Here is a 21,590-nt window from a genome sequence, read left to right as displayed (position 1 = left end):
CAAAGGGAGTCCGTAATGGGCGAACATGATCTGAACAGACGTCAATTCATCAAGACTGTAGGCGTAGCTTCGGTGGCTGCGGCCGCCATGAGCATGCCGTTCATCAAGGCCAATGCCAGCGACACGCGCTTTGCGGGCAAGACCCTGCGTTTGCTGACCTGGTCCGATGACACCGGTCTGGCAGCCCTGCGTAACATCGCAGCGACCTTCGAAGACAAGTACGGCTGCAAGGTTATTGCTGACCGCACCGGCAGCACCTCGGAAATGGTCGCCAAACTCAAGGCTGGCGGTGATCGTCCGCAGTACGACGTCATCACCCTGGCCGGCGTCGGTGCCGAAGGTCTGGCCGCCGCCAACCTGCTGGAAAAACCCGACCTCAACCGCATTCCAAACCTGGTCGACGTACCGGAAAAATACCGTACCGGCGCCAATGGCCACGGTATCGGTTACTTGCTCTGGTGCAACAGCCTGGTCTACAGCACCCGTACCCAGAAAGAGGCACCGAACACTTACGCCGATCTGTGGGACCCGGAACTGGCACCGAACATCTTCCTGCCGCCGCCAAACTGGACCGAGGCCATGGACCTGATCATCATCGCCGCCAAACTGGCCGGTGGTGACGAGCACAACATTGAGCCGGGCTTCAAGAAACTCGCTGAGCTGAAAGATCGCGTGGTCACCCTGGGTGAAAACCCGAACCAGATCGCCGAGCTGTTCCGCACCGGTTCCCTGGACATGGGCGGCCTGTACGCACCGGCGTTCTTCCCGAAACAGATTCGCGACCCGGCCTACGGCCTGAGTGCAACCTTTGGCATGAAGGAAGGTTTCTACACCGACTTGATGCAATCGGTCATGCCGAAGAACCGTCCGGGCGACACCGACATGGCGTACGCCTTCATCAACCACTCTCTGGACCCGCTGGTGCAGGGCAAGATGGCTGAAGACATCTACAACGGCCCGGTCAACTCCAAGGCGATCATCTCCGCCGAAGCGCGCAAGAGCCCGTTCATCCTCACGCCAGAGCAGATTGCCGAGAAGGCGATCATGCACGACAACGCCTTCCTGGCCACCGTGCATGACCAATGGATTCGTCGCTACACGGAAATTTTTTCTTCCTGATTGAGTGACGAGCACACGTTTTTAGGACGCTGCAAAACACTGTAGGAGCGGGCTTGCTCGCGAATGCGTCGGCACATCCAACATGGATGTGACTGACACTCCGCTTTCGCGAGCAAGCCCGCTCCCACAGGGTTCGCGGTGGTTTTGAGGCCTGTGTTTTGTCAGCTGCTTTCCATTGACGAGACCCTTTGCTATGGAACACCAACCTTTGACTCATCCGGTAAGCATCGCCCCCGTGCGTGCCCGTCGGGGTGTTTCGCCAACGACCCGCGCCTGGTTTTTCCTGTCGCCGTCGATGTTGTTTCTCGGTGTGCTGATCGCCGCCAGCCTGCTGGTCCTGCGCATGAGCGTGGGCACCAAAGGCGCGGAATGGACCGGGTTCAGCCTGGCCAGTTACGCCCAATTGCTCGAACCGTATTACCTCAAATCCTTGCTGTTGACCTTGCGTTTGGCACTGATCAGCGCAGCGATCGCCGTGGTCCTGGCGATCCCGGTGGCCTACACCATGTCGCGCCTGACCTCACCGTTCGTGCGCCGGGTGTTCCTCGCCGCGGTGCTGTTGCCATTGCTGGTCAACCTGCTGCTGCAAAGCTACGGCTGGCTGGTGATCCTCGGCCCGGGCGGCATGCTCAACCAGGCGTTGATGGGCCTCGGTCTGATCAAACGCCCGATCATGCTGCTGTACAACCAGAACGGCGTCTTGATGGGCCTGGTGCAGACCGCGTTCCCGCTCGCTGTGCTGCCAATCGCCAGCGCCATGCGCGGAGTCGCCCGTACCTACGAAGAAGCCGCTGCGACCCTGGGCGCCAGTCGCTTTCAGGTGTTTCGCCAGGTGGTGTTGCCGATGAGCATGCCGGGGATCATCACCGGCGCGACGTTGGTGTTCGCCTACAACGCCAGCAGCTTCGTGGTGCCTTTGCTGCTCGGTGGTCGACGCGTGCCGATGCTGGCGGTGATGGTCCATGACCAGATCGCGCCGCTGATGAACTGGCCCGCCGCGTCCGCTGCCGGTGTGGTGCTGATTGTCACCACGCTCGCGATCATGACTTTGTCCGAATACATCACTGGCCGCCGTCGGCGCATGCTGGAGGCTTCGCAATGAGTACCCTGATCAAGAAACGTTATGGGCTGCTGCCGGGTGAAACCGGCAAGTTCGCCGGCATTCTTTCGGGCTTCATCCTGCTGCTGGCGGTGTTGCCGATCCTGACCATGATCGTGATGTCGTTCAGCGGCTCGTCGAACCTCGACTTCCCGCCGAGCAGCTACAGCCTGCAATGGTACAAGGCCGCCTGGCACACCTTCGCCTCGCCGGACGCCAGCGACGTGCTGAGCCTGGGCAAAGCCATGACCACCAGCCTGATGGTGTCCTGCCTGACCATGGTCTTCGCCACAATCATCGCGGTGCCCGCGGCCTATGCGCTGACCCGTTGCGAGTTCCGTGGCAAAGCCGTGGCGCTGCAACTGATGTCGCTGCCGCTGGTGTTTCCGATGGTGGTGTTGGGGCTGGCGTTGCTGCTGGTGTTCGACAGCCTGCCGTTCCAGATGACCACCTCGCGACTGGTGATTGCCCACGTCATTCTGGCCCTGCCGTTCGTGGTGAAAAACTGCACCGCGGCGATGCTGTCCATCGGCAGCGAAGTCGAAGAGGCCGCACAAATGCTCGGTGCCTCACCGACCCGGGCGATTGTCGATGTGGTGGTGCCATTGATGAAGTCGGGAATCCTGGCGGGTGCACTGCTGGCGTTCATTGTCTCGTTCAACGAATTCACCGTGACCTATTTCCTCTACACCATTGACGTCATGACCGTGCCGATCTGGATGTACAGCCGCACCGTGTCTTCGCTCGACCCTACCGTTTTCTCGTTTGCCGTGCTGATCGTGCTGATCGACTTCGTCCTGATCTGGGCGCTGGAGAAGCTGGTCGGTGAAGGTGGCGTTTCGTTCTGATTTCTTGAGGTACTTCACATGTCTGGTCTGATTCTGGAAAACGTCGAGAAACACTACGGCTCGGCCTGCGCGGTAAAAGATGTAAACCTGCATTTGCCCGAGGGCAAACTGGTGTGTTTCCTCGGCCCGTCGGGCTGCGGTAAAACCACGTTGCTGCGCATGATCGCGGGCCTCGAAACCCTCACCGGCGGCGAGATTCGCCTGGACGGTGAAGACATCGGCCACACCCCGGCGCACCTGCGTAATTTCGGCATGGTGTTTCAATCGCTGGCCTTGTTCCCGCACATGACGGTGGGGGAGAACATCGCCTATCCGCTGAAACTGCGTGGCGTCAGCAAGGCTGATCAGCAGACGCGGGTGGTGGAGTTGCTGGAGCTGATTCAGCTGCAGGAAATGATTGATCGCCCGGTGGCCAAACTCTCCGGCGGTCAGCGTCAGCGCGTGGCGATTGCCCGGGCGATTGCTTCGCGACCAAAAATCCTGCTGTTGGATGAGCCGCTGTCGGCGCTGGACGCCAAGCTGCGCGAATCGATGCAGGTGGAAATCCGTCAGCTGCAACAGCGCCTGAACATCACGACGATCATGGTGACCCACGATCAGCGTGAGGCCATGACCATGGCCGATATCGTCGTGGTATTGGGCGAGCACCGCGTGCAGCAAGTCGGCACGCCGATCGAAATCTACCGCCACCCGGCCAATGAATTTGTCGCGGACTTTATCGGTTCCGGCAACATCTTCCCGGCCACGGCGCTGGGCAACGGCAAAATCAGTTTGCCAGGCGGTGATGCACTGGACGTACCGATCTGCAGCAGCATTGTGGTCGGCGAGAAAGTGAAAATGCTGATTCGCCCGGAAGACCTGCAACTGTCGCACCCGCAAGCGTCGGCAGGCAATCGTCTGCTGGGCACAGTGAAGTTCGTGCGTGATATCGGTGCAACGATTGAAACGACCGTAGAGTGTTCCGGGGTGTCGTTTACCGCGCTGAGCACACCGTGTCAGGGCGTTGGCTTGAGCATTGGCAACCCGGTGTCGGTGACTTTGCCGGCCGAGGCTTGCCGCGTACTCGGTGCCTGATTCAGGATTGATGTTGGCCTTGCTGGCCCCATCGCGAGCAGGCTCACTCCTACAGGTTCCGGTGTATACCGATCAAATGTAGGAGTGAGCCTGCTCGCGATGAGTGCGGTTCAACCAACACAAACACTGGATCAAACCGACAAGCGCAACCGCGCCAAATCCCGCAACGGCGGCGCCCCAAACAACCGACTGTATTCGCGGCTGAACTGCGAAGGGCTTTCATAGCCCACCCGATACCCCGCCGCCGAAGCTTCCAACCCCTCGGCCAGCATCAACCGCCGTGCTTCCTGCAACCGCAGCTGCTTCTGATACTGCAACGGACTCATCGCCGTCATCGCCTTGAACCGGTGATGCAGCGTCGACACGCTCAGGTTCACCTCTTTCGCCAAATCATCGATACGCAACGGCTGCTCATAGTTGCCGTTCAGCCACTGGATCGCCTGGCTGATGCGATGACTCTGGCTGTTGGCGATCGCAATCTCATACAGCCGATGCCCCTGCGGGCTGCGCAACAACCGATAAAGAATCTCCCGGCGAATCAGCGGCGCGAGCATGGCGATGTCTTTCGGCGTGTCCAGCAAACGCGCCAGACGCAGCACGGCGTCGAGCATGGCGCTGTCGACCCGCTCGACATACAAGCCGCGTCCCGTCGGCCGGCTGGGCACACCGAGGGGGCCGGCATCGGCAATCAACGCGGTGATTTCCGTCGGGTCGATGTCCAGCCGCACCGAGAGGATCGGTTCTTCAGAGGTGACATTCACGATCCGACCGCTCAGGGGCATCGAGACCGAGACCACCAGGTAATTCAGCGGATCGTAATTGAAGTATTCGTCTGCCAGCCGCACCTCTTTGCGCCCCTGCGCCATGATGCACAACGCCGGTTGCGCCAGCACCGGGGCAAAGTCATGGGACTTGCTGTGTTTGGCCATAAACAGTGAACCGATGGCGGTCTCATAATTGCCATCATCCGTTGTATAGCGACGGATGATAGCGGCCAGTTCCGCGCGCTGTTTCTCCATCTCGGCATCCAGCGGGGCTTGAAAATGATCGAGCGACGACATGCAAGGCATCCTCGGTGGGGCGTCGGTAATGGGCTCAGCTTATGTTTGTGCAAGACGATGCGGTAGCCACATCCTGCCTCAACCTTGCCTGATTCTGCACGGGGTAATTTAACGCTGCCTCTAGCATGGGGCAGTCCCCTCCAAACTTGCTTGAAAGCTCGGTTTCATTGGCCCGAAAGGTTTTTGCCGGGTGGTAGAGGTTTTTGGCGACGCGCGCAGGATTGTGCAACAAGCCGGCAGGATTCGACTAACCGCGCTGGCGGGCGCGCGATTAACCTTTGATCCTGTCGCAGCCCGTTCCACGGCTGCCACTCGAGTACCTGGGAGGGTTGAACATGTCTACGCAAATCCCCGTCAGTCATATGGCTTTTGTCCGTGCCCACGCCGGGCGTTCGGTGGAACTCGGTGCGCGCCTGAGCGCCCTGATCGAGCCGACGCGCAATGCGCCCGGTTGCCTGAGCTTTGCCTTGCAACAGTCGCAATGCGATGCCGAGTTGTGGCTGGTGTCCGGCTTCTGGATGAATCAGCAGGCCATGACCGCGTACTTCAGCACCCCGGCGATGGAAGTGTTTGCCGCGCTGGTGCAGGACCTGGTGGTCAACAGCCTGGATTTCCACACCTTCAAGGAGGTGTCGGCGGCCCAGGCGCTGGGTCAGACCCAGTCGTGGGTACACAAAATGGCGGGTTGAGGGTTTAATGAACGCATTCTTAACCAGCCAGGATCCGCGACATGGCACGTAAAGCCTTTGAACACTTCGAAGCCGTTTCCGCAGTAATACCGAGTGAGGGTGGATACCACGCCGCCATTGCCGTCAAAGCCCTGGGTGGTGCGGGCGCACCGCGTTTCCACAAAGTCCTCGAAGACCAGACCTTCAAGACCGCTCATGACGCTGATGAAGCCGCCGCCAAAGCGCTGACCCGCCTCAAGGACGTCAAGGAAAACACCGACCTGCTCTGGTAATTACTTGACCGCCCCCGGGCGATACATCTTGAACAACGCCTCTGGCCCCAGCTGAAAATAGTCCGCTGGCCCGCCGCCGCGCAAAATCGGTTCTGCCGCGGCGGTGTCGTAGACCCCATCCTTCAGCAGCCATTTGGCGATATGCACGGCGACCACTTCGCCGAGAATCAGCCAGCTCGGCACCACATTCCCGTCCGCGCGCTGCAACTGGATGATCTGCGTGACCTTGCACTCAAAGGACACCGGGCTTTCAGCGACCCGTGGCACCTGGATTATTGTCGAGGCGGCAGGTGTCAGTCCTGACAACTCGAACTCGTTAACCTCAGGCCCGACCATCGCACAGCTCTGGTTCACCTGTTCGGCCAAGGGGCGCGTAGCGAGGTTCCAGGCGAATTCGCCGGTCTGTTCAATGTTGTTCAGGCTGTCTTTACGGCCGACGCTGGAAAAACCAATGATCGGCGGAATGTAGTTGAACGCGTTGAAGAAACTGTACGGCGCCAGGTTCAAGCGGCCGTTGGCATCCTGTGAGGAAATCCAGCCGATGGGGCGTGGGCCGACGATCGCGTTGAACGGGTCATGGGGCAGGCCGTGGCCGTTGGCGGGTTCGTAGTAGTGGATGTCGTCGGGCATGGGGTTCATTCCAGAAACTCTCGTGAGACGACCATGGTGCAAGGCCGAGCCGATAATTTCCAGCAATGAGATTCCAATGTGGGGGCGGCGGGGTGCATTAGCGTTTTGGGTGATGAAAATTTGCGCAACGACGCTGGGCGAAACCGCCGGCGACTTGCTGTCGATGACCCTCAACGTCGGCTACGCCCTCAGCTCGCTGATTCTGATCAGCGTGTTCATGCTGACCCTGGTCACGCAACTGTTGTCGAAAACCTACAAGCCGGTGCTGTACTGGATCGTGATTCTGTCGACCAGCACGGCAGGTACCACCCTATCGGACTTCATGGACCGCACCCTCGGCCTGGGCTACGCCACCGGTTCGATGATCCTGATTGCGATCCTGATCGGGATTTTTGCGGCGTGGCGCCTGAGCGGCGATTCGCTGAACGTCACCAAGGTCCAGACCTTTCGCGGCGAGATGTTCTACTGGATGGCGATTCTGTTTTCCAACACCCTGGGTACGGCGCTGGGCGACTACCTGGCCGACGATTCGGGCTTGGGTTTTGCCGGTGGCGCGCTGCTGATTGGCTCCACCATTGCGGTGGTGGTGTTGCTGAAATACCTCACCAGGATTTCGACGGTGCTGCTGTTCTGGGTGGCGTTTGTGCTGACGCGGCCATTCGGCGCAACGCTGGGGGACTTCCTGACCAAACCGCACGAGAAGGGTGGGCTGGATTTCGGCACGATGGGTTCGTCGCTGGTGTTGGCGGGGATTCTGGTGGTGATGATTGCGGGGGCTTCGTTTGCTCAGAATAAGTACGGGAAGCAAACGACTGCTGAGTTGACTTGATACCGAGGTGCGGCCTTCGCGAGCAAGCCCGCTCCCACATTTCTACCGCGTCTCCTTGAGAGAACTCGGTCAAATGTGGGAGCGGGCTTGCTCGCGAAGGGGCCAGTAAAGCCACCCTCAATCCAAAGGGTCAGTCCGTCTCGATCCGCGAATGCTTGCGGGTGTCTTTCATGGTCACGTACACCAGCAACGACACCGCAATACACGCAGTGACATACCAGTAGTACCCGGTTTCCATGCCAATGCTCTTGAACCACAGCGCGATGTATTCAGCCGTGCCGCCAAAGATCGACACCGTCAGGGCGTAAGGCAAACCCACCCCCAGTGCACGAATTTCAGTCGGGAACAGTTCAGCTTTGACCACCGCGTTGATCGAGGTGTAGCCGCTGACGATGATCAATGCCGCCATGATCAGGAAGAACGCCCCCCACCAGGTGGTGATGGTGTGCAGAGTGGTCAGGATCGGCACGGTGAACAGTGTCCCCAGAATGCCAAAGGCAATCAGGATCGGCCGACGACCGACTTTATCCGACAGCCCGCCGATGATCGGTTGCAGGCACATGAACAGAAACAACGTGGCAGCGGAAATGGTGGTGGAGTCGGAAATGCTCATGCCGACCGTGTTGACCAGGTACTTCTGCATGTAAGTGGTGTAAGTGTAGAACGCCAGGGTGCCCCCCATGGTCAGGCCGACCACGGTCATCAGTTCCTTCGGATGGCGCAGCAAGGTGCGCATGGCGCTTTCTTTGGCCTTCTCTTTCTTGGTGAAGGATTCGGTTTCTTCCATGCCGCGACGCAGGTACAGCGCGACCACGGCACACAGTGCGCCGATGGCGAACGGGATGCGCCAGCCCCAGGCGTACAGTTCTTCAGTGGTCAGCAGGTTTTGCAAGACGATCAGCACGCCCAGGGCGATGAGCTGGCCGGAGATCAGGGTCACGTACTGGAAGCTGGAGAAAAAGCCGCGACGCTCCTTGGTCGCCATCTCGCTGAGGTACGTTGCCGACGTGCCGTACTCGCCACCAACCGACAGGCCTTGCAGCAAGCGGGCGAAGATCAACAGGATCGGTGCGCCGATGCCGATGGTTTCGTAACCGGGGCTCAGGGCGATCAACAGCGAACCGAAGCACATCAGGTAGACCGAGGCCATCAGGGCCTTTTTGCGACCGACCTTGTCGGCATACAGGCCCATCACCCAGCCACCGATTGGGCGCATGAGGAAGCCCACCGCAAAGATCGCGGCGGTGTTGAGCAGTTGTGCGGTGGTGTCGCCTTTAGGGAAAAAGGCCTTGGCGAAGTACAGGGAGAAGGCGGCGTAGACGTACCAGTCGTACCACTCGACCATGTTGCCGACCGAGCCGCTGAAGATCGATTTGATGCGGCTGGAAGTGGTTCTTGGTTTGGCCGGCACGGCAGCCGACCCAAGGGGCAGGGCGTTGGAGTTATCCATTGAAGGATCCTTCGTTTAATTGTTTTTGTGGAGCGCGTTGAAACGCAGCCTGCTGGGGGTATAGCAGGAGGTGTGCCAAGGGCCGGAGGCGCGGTTTAGAGGGGGTTTGCAGGCTGGATGAGCGGAAATCCGCTTATTTATAGTCGGCAGTGAGCGGGAAATTGCTCATCTGCTTCTGGAATTGTGGTGTCGGTGATGGGCCTCTTCGCGGGCAAGCCCGCTCCCACAGTGGTCTGTGTCGTACACAAAATCTATGTTCAACTCTGTTCCTGTGGGAGCGGGCTTGCCCGCGAAGGGGCCAGAACAGGCGCTGAAGATTTCAGCTGTCTTGCAGGAACATCTCCCGGCTCAACCCATGCCGCTGCATCTTTTCATTAAAGGTCCGGCGTGGCAGTTGAAGTTCTTCGAGCACCGCTTTCACATCGCCTTTATGCCGGGTCAATGCCGCGCGCAGGCAATGCGCTTCGAACGCTTCCTGCTGCGCCGCCAGTGACTGTCCGGGATCAATCCCCACCGGTTCCGGCTCACCCAGCCCCAGCACTTGCCGTTCGGCGACGTTCGCCAGTTCACGCACATTGCCTGGCCAGTCATGGCTCAGCAGATGACTCAACTGCGGGCCGGTCAACGGTGGAAAAGTCCGGCCCAATCGCTCGGCGGCATTTTGCGCGAACGACTCGAACAACAACGGAATGTCTTCGCGCCGATCACGCAACGGCGGCAGCCGCAACTCGGCGACGTTCAAGCGATACGCCAGATCCTCACGAAAACGTCCAGCCCGCGCCTCATCCAACAAATCAGGTTTGGTCGCGGCAATGATCCGCAAATCCACGCGAATACTCTGGTTCGACCCCAGGCGTTCAAGCTTCTGCTCCTGCAACACCCGCAGCAGTTTTACTTGCTGGGCCAGCGGCATGCTTTCGATCTCATCGAGAAACAGCGTGCCGCCATCGGCGTATTCCAGCTTGCCGATCCGTTTACCCGTCGCGCCGGTGAACGCGCCGCTTTCATGACCGAACAACTCAGTCTCGAACAACTGCTCGGGAATCGCCGCGCAGTTGAGCGCCACGAACGGCTTGTCGGCGCGCGGACCGAAGTCGTGCAGGCAGCGGGCGACCAACTCTTTGCCGCTGCCTGTTTCACCGCGGATCAACACATTGACCGGCAACGCCGCCAGGTCCAGCACCTGCCGACGCAGCGTCTGCAAGCCACGGGACACGCCGAGCAGAGTGGCGTCGAGTTTGGCGCGGTTGTCGGCCTGTTCGTGCAGGGCGCGGTTTTCCAACACCAGTCGACGCTTGTCCAACGCCCTGCGCAAACTGCTCAACAGGGTTTCCGGGCTGAAGGGTTTTTCGAGAAAGTCATACGCGCCATCGCGCATCGCTTCGACCGCCATCGGCACATCGCCGTGGCCGGTCAGCAGGATCACCGGCAGGTCCGCATCGCGACGCTGAACTTCGGCGAGCAACTCCAGCCCCGTCATGCCGGGCATGCGCACGTCGCTGAGGATCACCCCGGGAAAGTGCGCGGGCAATTGCGCAAGGCACTCATCGGCGCGGCTGAACAACTGCACCTCGAAACCCGACAGGCTCAGCCATTGTTCGACGGCGCTGCGAATGCTGCTTTCATCGTCGACCACCATCACGGAATTCAGCATGCGGCAGGGGCCTCCAGGTCGATGGGCAATGTCAGGGTGAACACCGCGCCGTTGCCGTGATTGTCGGCACTCAGGCGTCCGCCCGCTTCGTGAGCGATGGCAAACGATACCGCCAGACCCAGGCCCAGGCCATCGCCCACCGGTTTGGTGGTGAAGAACGGATCGAACACGTTCGGCAGGTGTTCTTCGGCAATGCCACCACCGTTGTCGCTGACCGTCAGGCGCCACAGTTGCTCGTCAGCTTCGAGGCGGATTTCCAGGCGTTTGCAGGGCTTGTCGTGCAGGGCGTCGAGGGCGTTGCGCAGCAGGTTGATCAGCACCTGTTCCAGGCGAATCGCATCACCGCGCACCCACGCCGGACGCGTCAGGTGCAACACCGTGCTGACCTGTTCATCACGCAGGCGTGCGTCGAGCAACTGCAGCGATTGGTCGACCACCGCCGCCAGGTCCAGTCGTTCGCGCAGGCCGCTGGGGCTTTTGCGGGCAAAGGTTTTCAGGTGGCCGGTGAGGGCGGCCATGCGGGTGAGCATGTCATCCACAGGCTTCAGCGCCTTGTAGGCGTCGTCGACCCGACCGTGATCGAGCAGCAGGCGCAAGGTGGCCAACTGCATGCGCTGGGCGGTCAGTGGCTGGTTGATTTCATGGGCGAGGGCCGCCGACATCTGGCCGAGCGCCGCCAGCTTGGCCGATTGCACCAGCCCGTCCTGAGCGGTGCGCAGGTCGCGGGTGCGTTCTTCCACGAGTTGTTCGAGTTCTTCGCGGCTGCGCTGGCGCATTTTCGCCAGGCGCCAGCGTTGATTGAGGAACAGCAGCAGAAACACCAGCGCCAGCCACAACCCGGCAGCGGCCAGCGCGGCATTGCGACTGTCTTCGAACGCGACCTGCGGACGACGCAGCAGGTGCAGCGTCCAGCCTTCGGAGGCCAGCGGCAGCGATTCCCACAGGTAATCCGCCGTCCCGTCAGGGCCGACCACCCGCGCCAGATCGCTGTTGTCGTCGAAGCGGCGCAGGGATTGAAACTCCAGGGGTGTCAGCGGTTGTTTGTCGTATTGGCGGGTCGCCTTGAGCGCGGCGTGATCGTTGTCGCTCAAGGGTTTCAACGAGCGATAGCGCCAGCCTGGCTGATTGGCGATAAAGATGATCCCGCGTGCGTCGCTGACCAGCAGCGTGTCGCTGCCCTGGCGCCATTCGCGTTCCAGTTCCGGAAACTCGAGCTTCACCACCATCGCACCGAGAAACTCGCCGTTGTCGCCGGTGACTGCGCTGGACAGGAAATACCCCGGAATGCCGCTGGTCACGCCCACCGCGTAAAAGCGCCCGGTGCCTTGGGTGCGGGTCTCACTGAAGTAGGGGCGAAAGCCGTAGTTGTGACCGACGTAACTGCTGGGCAAACGCCAATTGCTGGCGGCCACGGCGAGGCCGGTGCGGTCGAGCAGTTCGAGGGTCGAGGACTGGGCGGCGCCGTTGATTTTTTCCAGCTTGCGATTCAGTGCGTCCTGTTGCTCGGGCGATACCGTGCCATTGAGGGCTGCGCGCAATTCCGGGTCCAGCGCGAGCACGGCAGGCAAGGCGCGATAGCGGTCGATCAGGGTGTGCAGGGAATTGGCGTATAGCGCCAATTGCTGATTGGCGCGCGCGGCGTCTTCAACCAGCGCCTGGCGTTCGGTGTGGCGCATGGCGAAACCGGCGGCCAGTGCGGCGCCGGCAACGATCAACAACAGATACAACGTCAAACGCAAGGTACGGGAATTCGGCAGCATGCAGGCGCAAACAGTTAGAAAGTCGGGCGGGCACCATAGCATGGCGAGCCCGCCAGGCGTGCTGGAGTTCCGAAAGACCTATTTGTTAAACATTTACAGCTTGGTTGATCCCTTTACTGGCCGCACAGGTATCCGGCTTTTAACGCCTCGTTGGATGACGCCTGCGGAACCTAGCGATGCGATGGAGCCTCGGCGCGAGGATTCGCTCTCGCTGAGGTTATGCGGCCTTAATTTTGTAATTTTCTCGAGCATTTCCATTGTGTTCCAAGTGATACCGATCAGGCTTTCGACTTCCAGCACCTGATCACGGAGCGAGGTTTGCGCCTTCGGAGTCACCTCGTCCAGCAAACTTTGCTCGGCGATCAGTCTGTTTATGGTGGTGCTCATCTCACCGGCCTTGGCTTTTTTTTCAGCTTTTTCCTTGGTGCCTCTTAACTCGTCAACATAGCCGCCGACTACCGGCCCCAGCACACCGCCCACCAAAGCAGAGGCTGCGGTCAGGCCGGTACTGATCATATTGAATTGGCTGTGGGCACGCTGGGTGACGTCTTTGGGAGGTACCGTGCCATCCCCTTCTGGATCCCACGTGCCTGGAAGAGACCAACTCGGGTTAAACAGCGTCGCTTGAAGGGTGAACTGGACGGCAGCGGTAAAAACGGTCGAAACAATCGCTGCGTTAGCAGGACTCGAAGTCCCGACCGGAAGCAAGGCTAACCCGACTCTGGAGTTAACGGTCGCCAACGCAATGCGTTTGCCCGTTTCGCCCCACGACTCGACAGGTTCAAGCGGGCTCTGGCCAGGGGGATTATTGGCGGGATCGTCTACTAATGGAGCGGGTCCGGAGAGCGTTGTCGTACTGCCTGCTATCGACTGGGTGGGTGACGAGGACAGGGAGCCCATCGGTATTGAAACTTGAGGTTCTGATTTAACGCCCCCTTGGTTATCAATAAAGTTCACCGGATTGTTACCAACCATCTGGTACAGGTTCAACCCGTCCACGGTTCCCAGCGGATCCGGGTTGATCCACCTCTGCAGCCAAGGCGCGTAATACCGCAACCCGTAGTAGCACAGCCCACAGACATCCATCTCCTTACCCGAATAGCGGAGCGTCTTGTAGCTGACCTCAAGTGCCGAATCCGCCAACAGCCACGCCGTACCGCCGAAGGGGTAGTAACCTTCGTAGCTCACCAGCCGGGCAGTTTGATCGAGCTCCATCAGGCTGGAGCCCAAGTGGTCGTCGAGGCTGTAGCGCAACTGATCCTGATCGATACCGTCGGGTTTTTTGCTGACCCAATGCAGGCAACGAACACTGCCTCGCCCACCGGGTACAGCAATGACGTGCAGTTCTTCGCCGTTGTCGCGGGTGCGGATTTCCAGCCCCGGCAAGTAAATTACCTGGTGGAAGTGCGTGGTCGAGGACGTATGGGTTTCATGGCGTTTGAAAATGCGCATGCCCTGGCTGTAGCGATATGTTTCCTCATCGTTGGTGCCGTCGTCACGGTCAACCAGCGTCGCCGATCCCAATTGATCGCGGCTGTTCCAGTGCAGGGGCCGTCCCGGGCCAGACATCTGGAGGTTGCCATGGCGGTCAAACAAACTGTCGAAATCAGGGGTGGGATCCCCCTCTTTATGACGCACGCCACGGTTGCTGTTCGGGTCGATTAACATCTGGTGGGTGTAGCCGTCCACCGCGCGTTCATGGGTCAACTTGATCTGGTTGCCGCCGGAATCGTAGGTGTAGTGCTGTTTATAGTTGAGGAAATTGTTGGGGTCGTTCGGCAACGGCCGGCCCGGCAGGTCAGAGCCAGGGGTAGCGTCATGACCGGTGGCGCTGGTCAGTTGGTACAGTGAATTGTAGGTGAACTCGCGGCGGCCATTGATGCGCTGATTGTTGAAGTACACCGGTTTGAAGGTGAGGTCGTCGATGCGCAGGGCGTTACCGACCCGGTCGTAAATGTACTCAAAGTGCTGGAGCGGATCTTGCCCCGGTACACCGGCGGTGGAGGTCGTGAGACGGCCGTCGGCCTCGTCATAAGCCCAGGTGCTGACCACTCCGTTGCCGGTCTGCTGCTCGATGATCTGGCCAGCGGCGTTGTAGCGGGAGCCTTCCAGAATGGGCTTTGCGTCGTCTCCTGGCTTGAGCCGAAGCTGCGATTTTTTCAGCTGTCCGGCGATGTCGTAGAACATCTGTTGCCGATGATCTCCGGCATCGGTTTGGGTCAGCACTGCGCCGTGCGGACTGTAGGTCCGGCTGCTGGCGAAGGTGCCGGCATCGGTGATGGTCCTGCTGTCGAGCAGCGGTTCGCCGCGCAGGCTGCAACTGTGGCAATCAAGTGCGCCCGAGGGATCGGTTCGTCGAATCATCTGCCCGCGAAGATTGTGGCTCGGGTCAGTCAGTGAAGTGGCGTAGGTATAAGTGTCAACGACGCCTTGGCCGCTCTCTTCCAGTGAGAGCACGCGCAACTGGTTATCGTAAGTAGTGCGCCAATGAGTGCCGCGTCCGTCCCAGCTCTGGAGGGTTTCACCGGCCAGCCCCTTCAGGTGTGTGCGCCTGCCCGCGTCGACGCTGTCAACGTTTACCGGTTGCCCGGCAAGGTCGTAAATCGTCGACAGATTGGGCCTGGGGGCGTTGGCCAGCCGCGCGTCCCGTTGTTCCACCAACCGCCCGAGCGTGTCAAAGCATTGCCGGGTGATATGGGTTTCCACGGGGCCGCCCGGCACGGAGCGCAGGTAGACCAACTGGCACACGGCCAGACCTCGCCCATCATTGGCCGTCACCGACGGTGTGTTCCAGTCGACCTTGTTCGTCATCGCTTGCCTGCCTTGGCCCCTTGCGAGGCAGGCGCGACGTAGGTGTCATTGAAATCCAGCTTGGTGGTGAACCAGGGGTGGATGATGTCCAGCGCGGTATCCGCTTTGGCGTTGATGATCTTGATCAGGCGACCCATGACGTCGTAGTAACTTTTGTCGTGATAGCCGAAATTCCTGAAAGAGTGGTCATGAATGTAGCCATAAGCATTGGCGAAATAGGGGCGATAGGTGCGTACCGCCAACCCCTTGTTGTTGTATTCCACGCGTTCGCTGATACGCCAGCGTTGCTCGGCGTGTGCTACTTTCGGTTGGCCGTTTTCGATCACCAGTTCGCCGTTTTCCACCACATAGGCCTCACCCGGCTCGACGCGTTGTTGGGTTTGCAAGGCCCGTCCGAACCCGTCGACGATCGTCAGGATGGTGTGGATTTGTTGCTCTTCTACATCGTAGTAATAGCGGTCGGCGGTCAGGACGACGCTGTGGACCGGAACGCGATCGATGTTCAGCAGCAGGTCCCACAATGCGTGCTCTGCCGGCGTCCGGGTCTTGAGTCGAGACAGGCGTAGTCGGGCACTGGCGCGGATGTGCAGGTCGGGCAGCACGTAACCTTGCGTGACCCAGTCAGTGAGCCACTCGGGTGTCTGCCTCACGGCGTCAGGAAGTCTGCCCATCCAGCTGAACAGATCCTTGCGAAAGGTGCTGGCGGCATTTTGCAGCGCGTCCTTGGGGCGTTCGATGGCCACACCGGGGCTGGAATCTACAGGACGGCTGTAGTCGCCAATGGGCAGGAAGCCGGCGGGCGCAGCGTCTTCCGTTCCGTAATACGTGAGGGTGTGCGGGCCGGACGGATCGTACAGGGCTTCTTCAACGTTATCGTTGGCATCAGTGATGCGCAGCGGTTGCAGTGAGTGGTAGTCGTACTCGACGCGCGTGGTGCAGCCATCCGGCAGCTTGACGCTGAGGGTGGCGAACGCGTAATCGTCGTATGTCGCTTCGGTCACCCCATGGCTCGCAGTTTCGTTGTATTGCGTCACCCTGTAGAAGCGATCAAGGTCTGCATACCGGACGAAACTGTATTGGCTGGACCAAAGATTTCTAAGCGTGTCCTCTTCCTCATCGGCTGCTTTGTCCGTCCCAAGAAACAGCGGCATAGACAAATAACCAATCTTCGTCAGTTCGGCCCGGATGTCGATTGGAGGGCTCACGTCGCTGTAGACATCCAGCGCCGTCTTGTTCAATTGCGCCATTTCCAGCGGGCCTGCCAGCGCTTCGAAGCTGGCCGTGCCGTCCGGCATTACCGTGCGGTCTTGCGTTTCGAGATAGCGTTGCACCGTTTGTGAGGTCAACTCCCGCTGAGCTTCCCATTCGACTGATTTGAACGTGTCCATAAACAGTTCATAGTCAATGGCTTCGGGGGCCAGCCCCGTCGGTGCCTGGCCCTTGGGCAAGACCATTGCATTGCCGCGTTGCTGATAGGGCAGGCCGAGCCTCCAGCCTTGCAGATCGACCAAATGAATAAACGCAGCGCGGGTTTCGGCCAGATAGTAGGACTGTTGGGCCGGGTCATGGGCGTCGCTCCACCATTTCCGTTCATCCACATCGGAAAAGGGTGGCTCATCTAGCTCAGTCAGGCGCCGGGCATAACTGACCGTGATGCTGTGGGTCGTCAGCCCGAACGCATCCCGACCCAGGTTCACGACATGCTGGCACAGCGGGTCATTGATGAATTGCTCATAGCGGTAGCTGATGCTTTCGAGCTGCGACACCATTAACACAGGGGCAGGAGCGTGCCGACCGCGCCCACGCACTTCGCGGACGATGTAGCGGGGCTGTTCGACCAGGAACGGGATGACCGGGTCATTCGCCGCGTACGTTTCCACACGCAGCACATTGCCGGCGAGCGCACGGGCGATGTCGTGGGCGGTGGCTTCATCGTCAGGCGTGATGAGCTCTTCACACTCGTCGCCCGGGTGATAACGACAAAACAGCGTTTCGCCCAGCGGATGTGCCTCAGCATCACCGTTGAAGTAACCCTCGCCAGGCATGTCGATCTGTTGCCCTGTATGAAACCAGGTGCAGACCAACGCCGGCGCGGTAAAGCTTTCGTCTTCGCCCGAGCCGGTTTCGCTGTCGGTCTGGTGCAGCAACCCGAAACCACGCAACTCCCGATCCCGGTCGTCGTAGTAACCCTGGAAGTAACGGAAAAACTGGTTCAGGCGATAGCCGGTGATTTCATCCAGCTGGCTTTGATGGCTCACCACCTGGATGGGAAAGGGCAGGTGGCAAGTGAAGCGATTCTCGGTTTTTTCGTCGAGCCATTCTTGAGCCGAACTGCGATACACCACCTGGGTGCTGCACCCCATGTTGTTATTGCTGGCGATCATCAGGTAGGGCTTGGCGTCAACAAAGTCATAGCGCCAGTGCCGGGTTTGCATAGGGGGAACGGTCAGAATCAGGCTGGCACAGCCCAGTCCTTGCAGGTCGGCGAGCGTCACCTGGCACAGGTCGTCGTAATGCACGCCTTCGGGCCAGGAAACACCCATGGGGGTCCGTTCAAAACCATTGCCGCCCAGGTTGCGATAAATATCGAACCCGTCGCCATTCAGATAGATCAGCGCCGGGGCACCCGAGCCGTTCAGATCAGCGACGCGCACACGCGCTGTGTCGAACGTCGCGTAATCGAACGTCGGGCCTTCGACGACAAATCCCGTGCCGAATGTGCCGTTCCCAAGGTTCGGCCAGCATTTTATTTCGTCGTGGCGGATGCGGCACAATCCGGTGGTGTCGCTGCCCGGCAGGTTGCCCAGAAACACCAGTTCACTACGTGAATTGCTGATCAATGGCAGGCGGTCATCATCCGGCGTGTGAGTGACGTCTTCGGCTTTGGCAAAACCTTCCTCGCGCCGGTTAGCGTACAGGCGCACGGTGTTGGGGCCGATCAGTGCCAAAGAGCTGAGGCCGTCGCCCGTCAAGTCGCCCAATTGCGACAGGATGTTGAAAAATTCCACCGGGAACGCCTTGAACGGAATGAACCCTGACCAGCTCCGATCCGGGTTCAGGGCATGGAAACCCGCCATGCCCGGTCGGGCGATGACCCAGTCCAGACGACCGTCTCCGGTCAGGTCCATCAGGGCTTGATGCGTTTGCTTGCTGCGGTCGGCGACCGGGATATCGTCGAGCGCAGTCCACGGCCCATAGGTGATGCGATCGCCACCGGCGCGATCACGCAAGGGTTCGCGGTAGTACCAGCATTGATCGTAGCGACACAGGAAACCTGGCAGCCCCTCACCGAACAGGTCGACGCATTGATAGTGTTGGCCGTCCTCGATCCCCGGCATGTTGTCGAACGGAAAAAACGCGGCGGGTCGAGTATTGAGTTCAGCACTCGAATGCTCGAACTCTATCGGCGGCAGGCTTTCCACGGCACCGCTGGCGTCGTACGCCTGTTGATGCGCCGCGGTGATTTGGCTGTAGGTCCAGGGTTCGCCGCCACCCGAGTACTCCAGCAACACACGACGGACCAGTGCGGGTTCATCACCCAGTTCAACAAAATTGTGGAATACCAGCACTTGCCGACAGAGGCGGCGAGTACCGACTTCAAAGCCTTGGCCATAGGACGAAAAGGGGTCATTGCGGATCAGCCACGGCTTGAGCGTCGGACCGTCATAAACAGGTTTTTCCGTCAGCTCCAGCGTGCGTTCGCCGTAGTCGAACACCACGTGAAAGAGCCATGAAGGTGTCGGTGTCTGCGGCAGTGCCCAGCCGTACAGATCTGCGCATGCCGCCACGTTGCCATAGAGCACTTGATGCACATATCGCTGCGCCCGGTAGTCGCGCGGGTCAGGGCGCTCGTTCTGATCTTCTGCCCGGTACACGTAGCGAATATGCTCGCCGTGGGCGTTCATGCTTTCCTGCAACAGCCAAGCCGACACACGCAGTGGGGCTTGCGGGTCCGCAACGCGAGAACCTGGTTCTTTGCCGAAAAGGTGCAGGCTGCCGTCTGGCGCGTGCACCAGCCAGAAGCCTTCAGGTGAGACGTCGGAACACCAGAGCTCGATGAGCTCGAATGTCTGCTCTACCCGCGGTCGATACCGCACTACCGTATGGTCGCCAATCAATTGGCCACGGTATTCGCGTTCGATTCTGGACTGGATGTTGCCCTCGTCATCGCGCTCGGGCATCAGTTCTTCGCCGGCGGTGCTGAGGAACACGTCATCGTCGAGATAACGGGGCACACCCTTGCTCGTCTGGCGGGTGATCGCCGAGAGGCCCAAGTACCAGCCAATACCGAATACGCCGTTCCCGGACTGGCTGCTGTAGTTCAGTGATAGCTGAGGATCCCAACCACGACCGGGCGAAAATGGCAGGGGCAATGCAAATGAAGCGGCCCCGGTCGGCCCCACCTTGCCCCAGCTTTTACCGATGGTGGCGATCGACGCACTCTTTGCAATCGAGGGTTCAGTGATACTCAGGGACGCTTGCTCTTGCATGGGGCTGATCCTGTTTTGGCCTGGCGCTTGCCCGTGGCAACGGTGTCGCTGGATAGGTGAGACGCTAACAAGATAGGGGCCTTGCGTAACCTGTCAGATCTGACAGGTGGAGAAGGTTTTTCCAGATCGAATTGTTGTAAGAAATACCGTTTTAATGCCTTGGGTATTATCAGCAGGCAAAAAAATGGCCGGGTCGCCTTTTCAGACAACCCGGCCGCTGTTTGGCCCGATGAAGCGCTTACTGCACTTCTACTGCCAGACTTTCACTGATCTTCTTCTGCCAGATCGCAGGACCGGTGATGTGAACCGACTCGCCCTTGCTATCAACCGCAACCGTCACTGGCATGTCTTTCACGTCAAACTCGTAGATGGCTTCCATCCCCAGTTCGGCGAAAGCAACGACGCGGGATTTCTTGATGGCTTGCGCCACCAGGTAGGCCGCGCCGCCGACTGCCATCAGGTAAACGGCTTTGTGGTCCTTGATCGCTTCGATGGCGGTAGGGCCGCGCTCGGATTTGCCGATCATGCCCAGCAGGCCGGTTTGCTCGAGGATCTGACGGGTGAACTTGTCCATCCGCGTGGCGGTGGTCGGACCGGCAGGGCCCACCACTTCTTCGCGAACCGGATCAACCGGGCCGACGTAGTAGATGAAGCGACCTTTCAGATCGACCGGCAGCGTTTCACCCTTGTTCAGCATCTCGACCATGCGCTTGTGCGCGGCGTCGCGACCGGTGAGCATCTTGCCGTTGAGCAGGACGGTCTCGCCCGGCTTCCAGCTCTGTACGTCTTCCGGGGTCAGGGTGTCGAGGTTGACGCGACGGGCCGACGGGCCGGCTTCCCAGACGATTTCCGGGTAGGCGTCCAGCGGTGGCGCTTCCAGCGAGGCCGGGCCGGAACCGTCGAGCACGAAGTGTGCGTGACGGGTGGCGGCGCAGTTCGGGATCATGCACACCGGCAGGGAAGCGGCGTGAGTCGGGTAGTCCATGATCTTCACGTCGAGCACGGTGGTCAGGCCACCCAGGCCCTGGGCGCCGATGCCCAGTTGGTTGACCTTCTCGAACAGCTCCAGACGCATCTCTTCGAGGCGGTTCTGAGGGCCACGCGCTTTGAGTTCGTGAATGTCGATGGACTCCATCAACACTTCTTTTGCCATGACCGCGGCTTTCTCGGCGGTGCCGCCGATGCCGATGCCGAGCATGCCCGGTGGGCACCAGCCGGCGCCCATGGTCGGAACGGTCTTCAATACCCAGTCGACGATCGAGTCGGACGGGTTGAGCATGGCCATTTTCGATTTGTTCTCGGAACCGCCGCCCTTGGCTGCCACGTCCACTTCCACGGTGTTACCTGGAACGATGGAGTAGTGGATAACGGCCGGGGTGTTGTCCTTGGTGTTTTTACGAGCGCCCGCCGGGTCGGCGAGGATCGAGGCACGCAGAACGTTTTCCGGCAGGTTGTAAGCCCGGCGCACGCCTTCGTTGATCATGTCGTCCAGGCCCATGGTGGCGCCATCCCAACGTACGTCCATGCCCACACGGACGAACACGGTAACGATGCCGGTGTCCTGGCAGATCGGGCGGTGGCCGGTGGCACACATGCGCGAGTTGATCAGGATCTGCGCGATGGAGTCGCGGGCGGCCGGCGATTCTTCACGCAGGTAGGCTTCGTGCATCGCCTGGATGAAGTCAACGGGGTGGTAATAGGAAATGAACTGCAGGGCGTCGGCAACGCTCTGAATCAGGTCGTCTTGCTTGATCACGGTCATGAGTCGCGCTCCTCTAAAAGACGGGAACATTCAATAAGGTGC

Annotated in this window: 15 protein-coding genes; 7 read left to right on the top strand and 8 right to left on the bottom strand. The window is 59.9% G+C overall.

The features are described from left to right. Positions 1-15: 15 nt before the first annotated feature. From NL116_RS24695 to NL116_RS24680, 4 genes are all read left to right on the top strand, one after another. Positions 16-1,119: an extracellular solute-binding protein gene (locus tag NL116_RS24695; RefSeq protein WP_140667594.1), complete on the top strand. Its 1,104-nt coding sequence runs from the start codon at positions 16-18 to the stop codon at positions 1,117-1,119. Positions 1,120-1,312: 193 nt separating this feature from the next. Beyond that, on the top strand, positions 1,313-2,221 hold the full coding sequence (locus tag NL116_RS24690; protein ID WP_494374438.1) for an ABC transporter permease: 909 nt from the start codon (positions 1,313-1,315) through the stop codon (positions 2,219-2,221). Beyond that, on the top strand, positions 2,218-3,066 hold the full coding sequence (locus NL116_RS24685) for an ABC transporter permease (protein WP_494374437.1): 849 nt from the start codon (positions 2,218-2,220) through the stop codon (positions 3,064-3,066). The genes NL116_RS24690 and NL116_RS24685 overlap by 4 nt, the downstream gene beginning before the upstream one ends. 18 nt (positions 3,067-3,084) lie before the next feature. Continuing rightward, positions 3,085-4,140, top strand: coding sequence for an ABC transporter ATP-binding protein (locus tag NL116_RS24680; RefSeq protein WP_494374436.1), 1,056 nt, complete (start codon positions 3,085-3,087; stop codon positions 4,138-4,140). A gap of 131 nt (positions 4,141-4,271) precedes the next feature. On the opposite strand, the gene NL116_RS24675 is transcribed toward NL116_RS24680, so the two are convergent. After that, positions 4,272-5,201, bottom strand: a complete 930-nt coding sequence (locus NL116_RS24675; RefSeq protein ID WP_494374435.1) for an AraC family transcriptional regulator — start codon at positions 5,199-5,201, stop codon at positions 4,272-4,274. Positions 5,202-5,536: 335 nt separating this feature from the next. Here NL116_RS24675 and NL116_RS24670 point away from each other — a divergent pair, with 335 nt between their 5' ends. Together NL116_RS24670 and NL116_RS24665 are read left to right on the top strand one after the other, a co-directional pair. Next, positions 5,537-5,890, top strand: coding sequence for an antibiotic biosynthesis monooxygenase family protein (locus tag NL116_RS24670; RefSeq protein ID WP_494374434.1), 354 nt, complete (start codon positions 5,537-5,539; stop codon positions 5,888-5,890). A 41-nt stretch (positions 5,891-5,931) separates the two neighbouring features. Then, complete coding sequence (locus NL116_RS24665; RefSeq protein ID WP_494374433.1) at positions 5,932-6,162, top strand: hypothetical protein; 231 nt, start codon at positions 5,932-5,934, stop codon at positions 6,160-6,162. Here the strand turns inward: NL116_RS24665 and NL116_RS24660 are convergent, their stop codons facing one another. Continuing rightward, a complete protein-coding gene (locus NL116_RS24660; protein WP_494374432.1) occupies positions 6,163-6,792 on the bottom strand; it encodes a flavin reductase family protein in 630 nt (209 codons plus the stop codon). A gap of 76 nt (positions 6,793-6,868) precedes the next feature. Here NL116_RS24660 and NL116_RS24655 point away from each other — a divergent pair, with 76 nt between their 5' ends. Next, on the top strand, positions 6,869-7,621 hold the full coding sequence (locus tag NL116_RS24655; protein ID WP_494374431.1) for a COG4705 family protein: 753 nt from the start codon (positions 6,869-6,871) through the stop codon (positions 7,619-7,621). Positions 7,622-7,751: 130 nt separating this feature from the next. Here NL116_RS24655 and NL116_RS24650 read toward each other — a convergent pair whose 3' ends face one another. The 6 genes from NL116_RS24650 to NL116_RS24625 all read right to left on the bottom strand — a co-directional run bounded on the left by NL116_RS24650 (position 7,752) and on the right by NL116_RS24625 (position 21,548). Further along, on the bottom strand, positions 7,752-9,071 hold the full coding sequence (locus NL116_RS24650) for an MFS transporter (protein WP_494374430.1): 1,320 nt from the start codon (positions 9,069-9,071) through the stop codon (positions 7,752-7,754). A 319-nt stretch (positions 9,072-9,390) separates the two neighbouring features. Further along, on the bottom strand, positions 9,391-10,725 hold the full coding sequence (locus tag NL116_RS24645; RefSeq protein WP_494374429.1) for a sigma-54-dependent transcriptional regulator: 1,335 nt from the start codon (positions 10,723-10,725) through the stop codon (positions 9,391-9,393). Further along, positions 10,719-12,485 (bottom strand): sensor histidine kinase, encoded by a 1,767-nt coding sequence (locus tag NL116_RS24640; RefSeq protein WP_494374428.1) that lies wholly within the window; start codon positions 12,483-12,485, stop codon positions 10,719-10,721. Before NL116_RS24640 ends, NL116_RS24645 begins: the two co-directional genes overlap by 7 nt. Positions 12,486-12,578: 93 nt before the next feature. After that, complete coding sequence (locus NL116_RS24635; protein ID WP_494374427.1) at positions 12,579-15,191, bottom strand: RHS repeat-associated core domain-containing protein; 2,613 nt, start codon at positions 15,189-15,191, stop codon at positions 12,579-12,581. Positions 15,192-15,292: 101 nt separating this feature from the next. Next, the gene (locus NL116_RS24630) at positions 15,293-19,786 is read right to left on the bottom strand and encodes a SpvB/TcaC N-terminal domain-containing protein (protein ID WP_494374426.1); all 4,494 of its coding nucleotides are present in this window, start codon (positions 19,784-19,786) and stop codon (positions 15,293-15,295) included. A gap of 238 nt (positions 19,787-20,024) precedes the next feature. After that, positions 20,025-21,548, bottom strand: a complete 1,524-nt coding sequence (locus tag NL116_RS24625) for a fumarate hydratase (RefSeq protein WP_123432985.1) — start codon at positions 21,546-21,548, stop codon at positions 20,025-20,027. Positions 21,549-21,590: the final 42 nt, after the last annotated feature.

Source organism: Pseudomonas sp. FBCC-B1667 (genome assembly GCF_059133255.1).
Note: the sequence above shows the minus strand (reverse complement) of the source record. Positions and strands in the feature narration are given on the sequence as shown.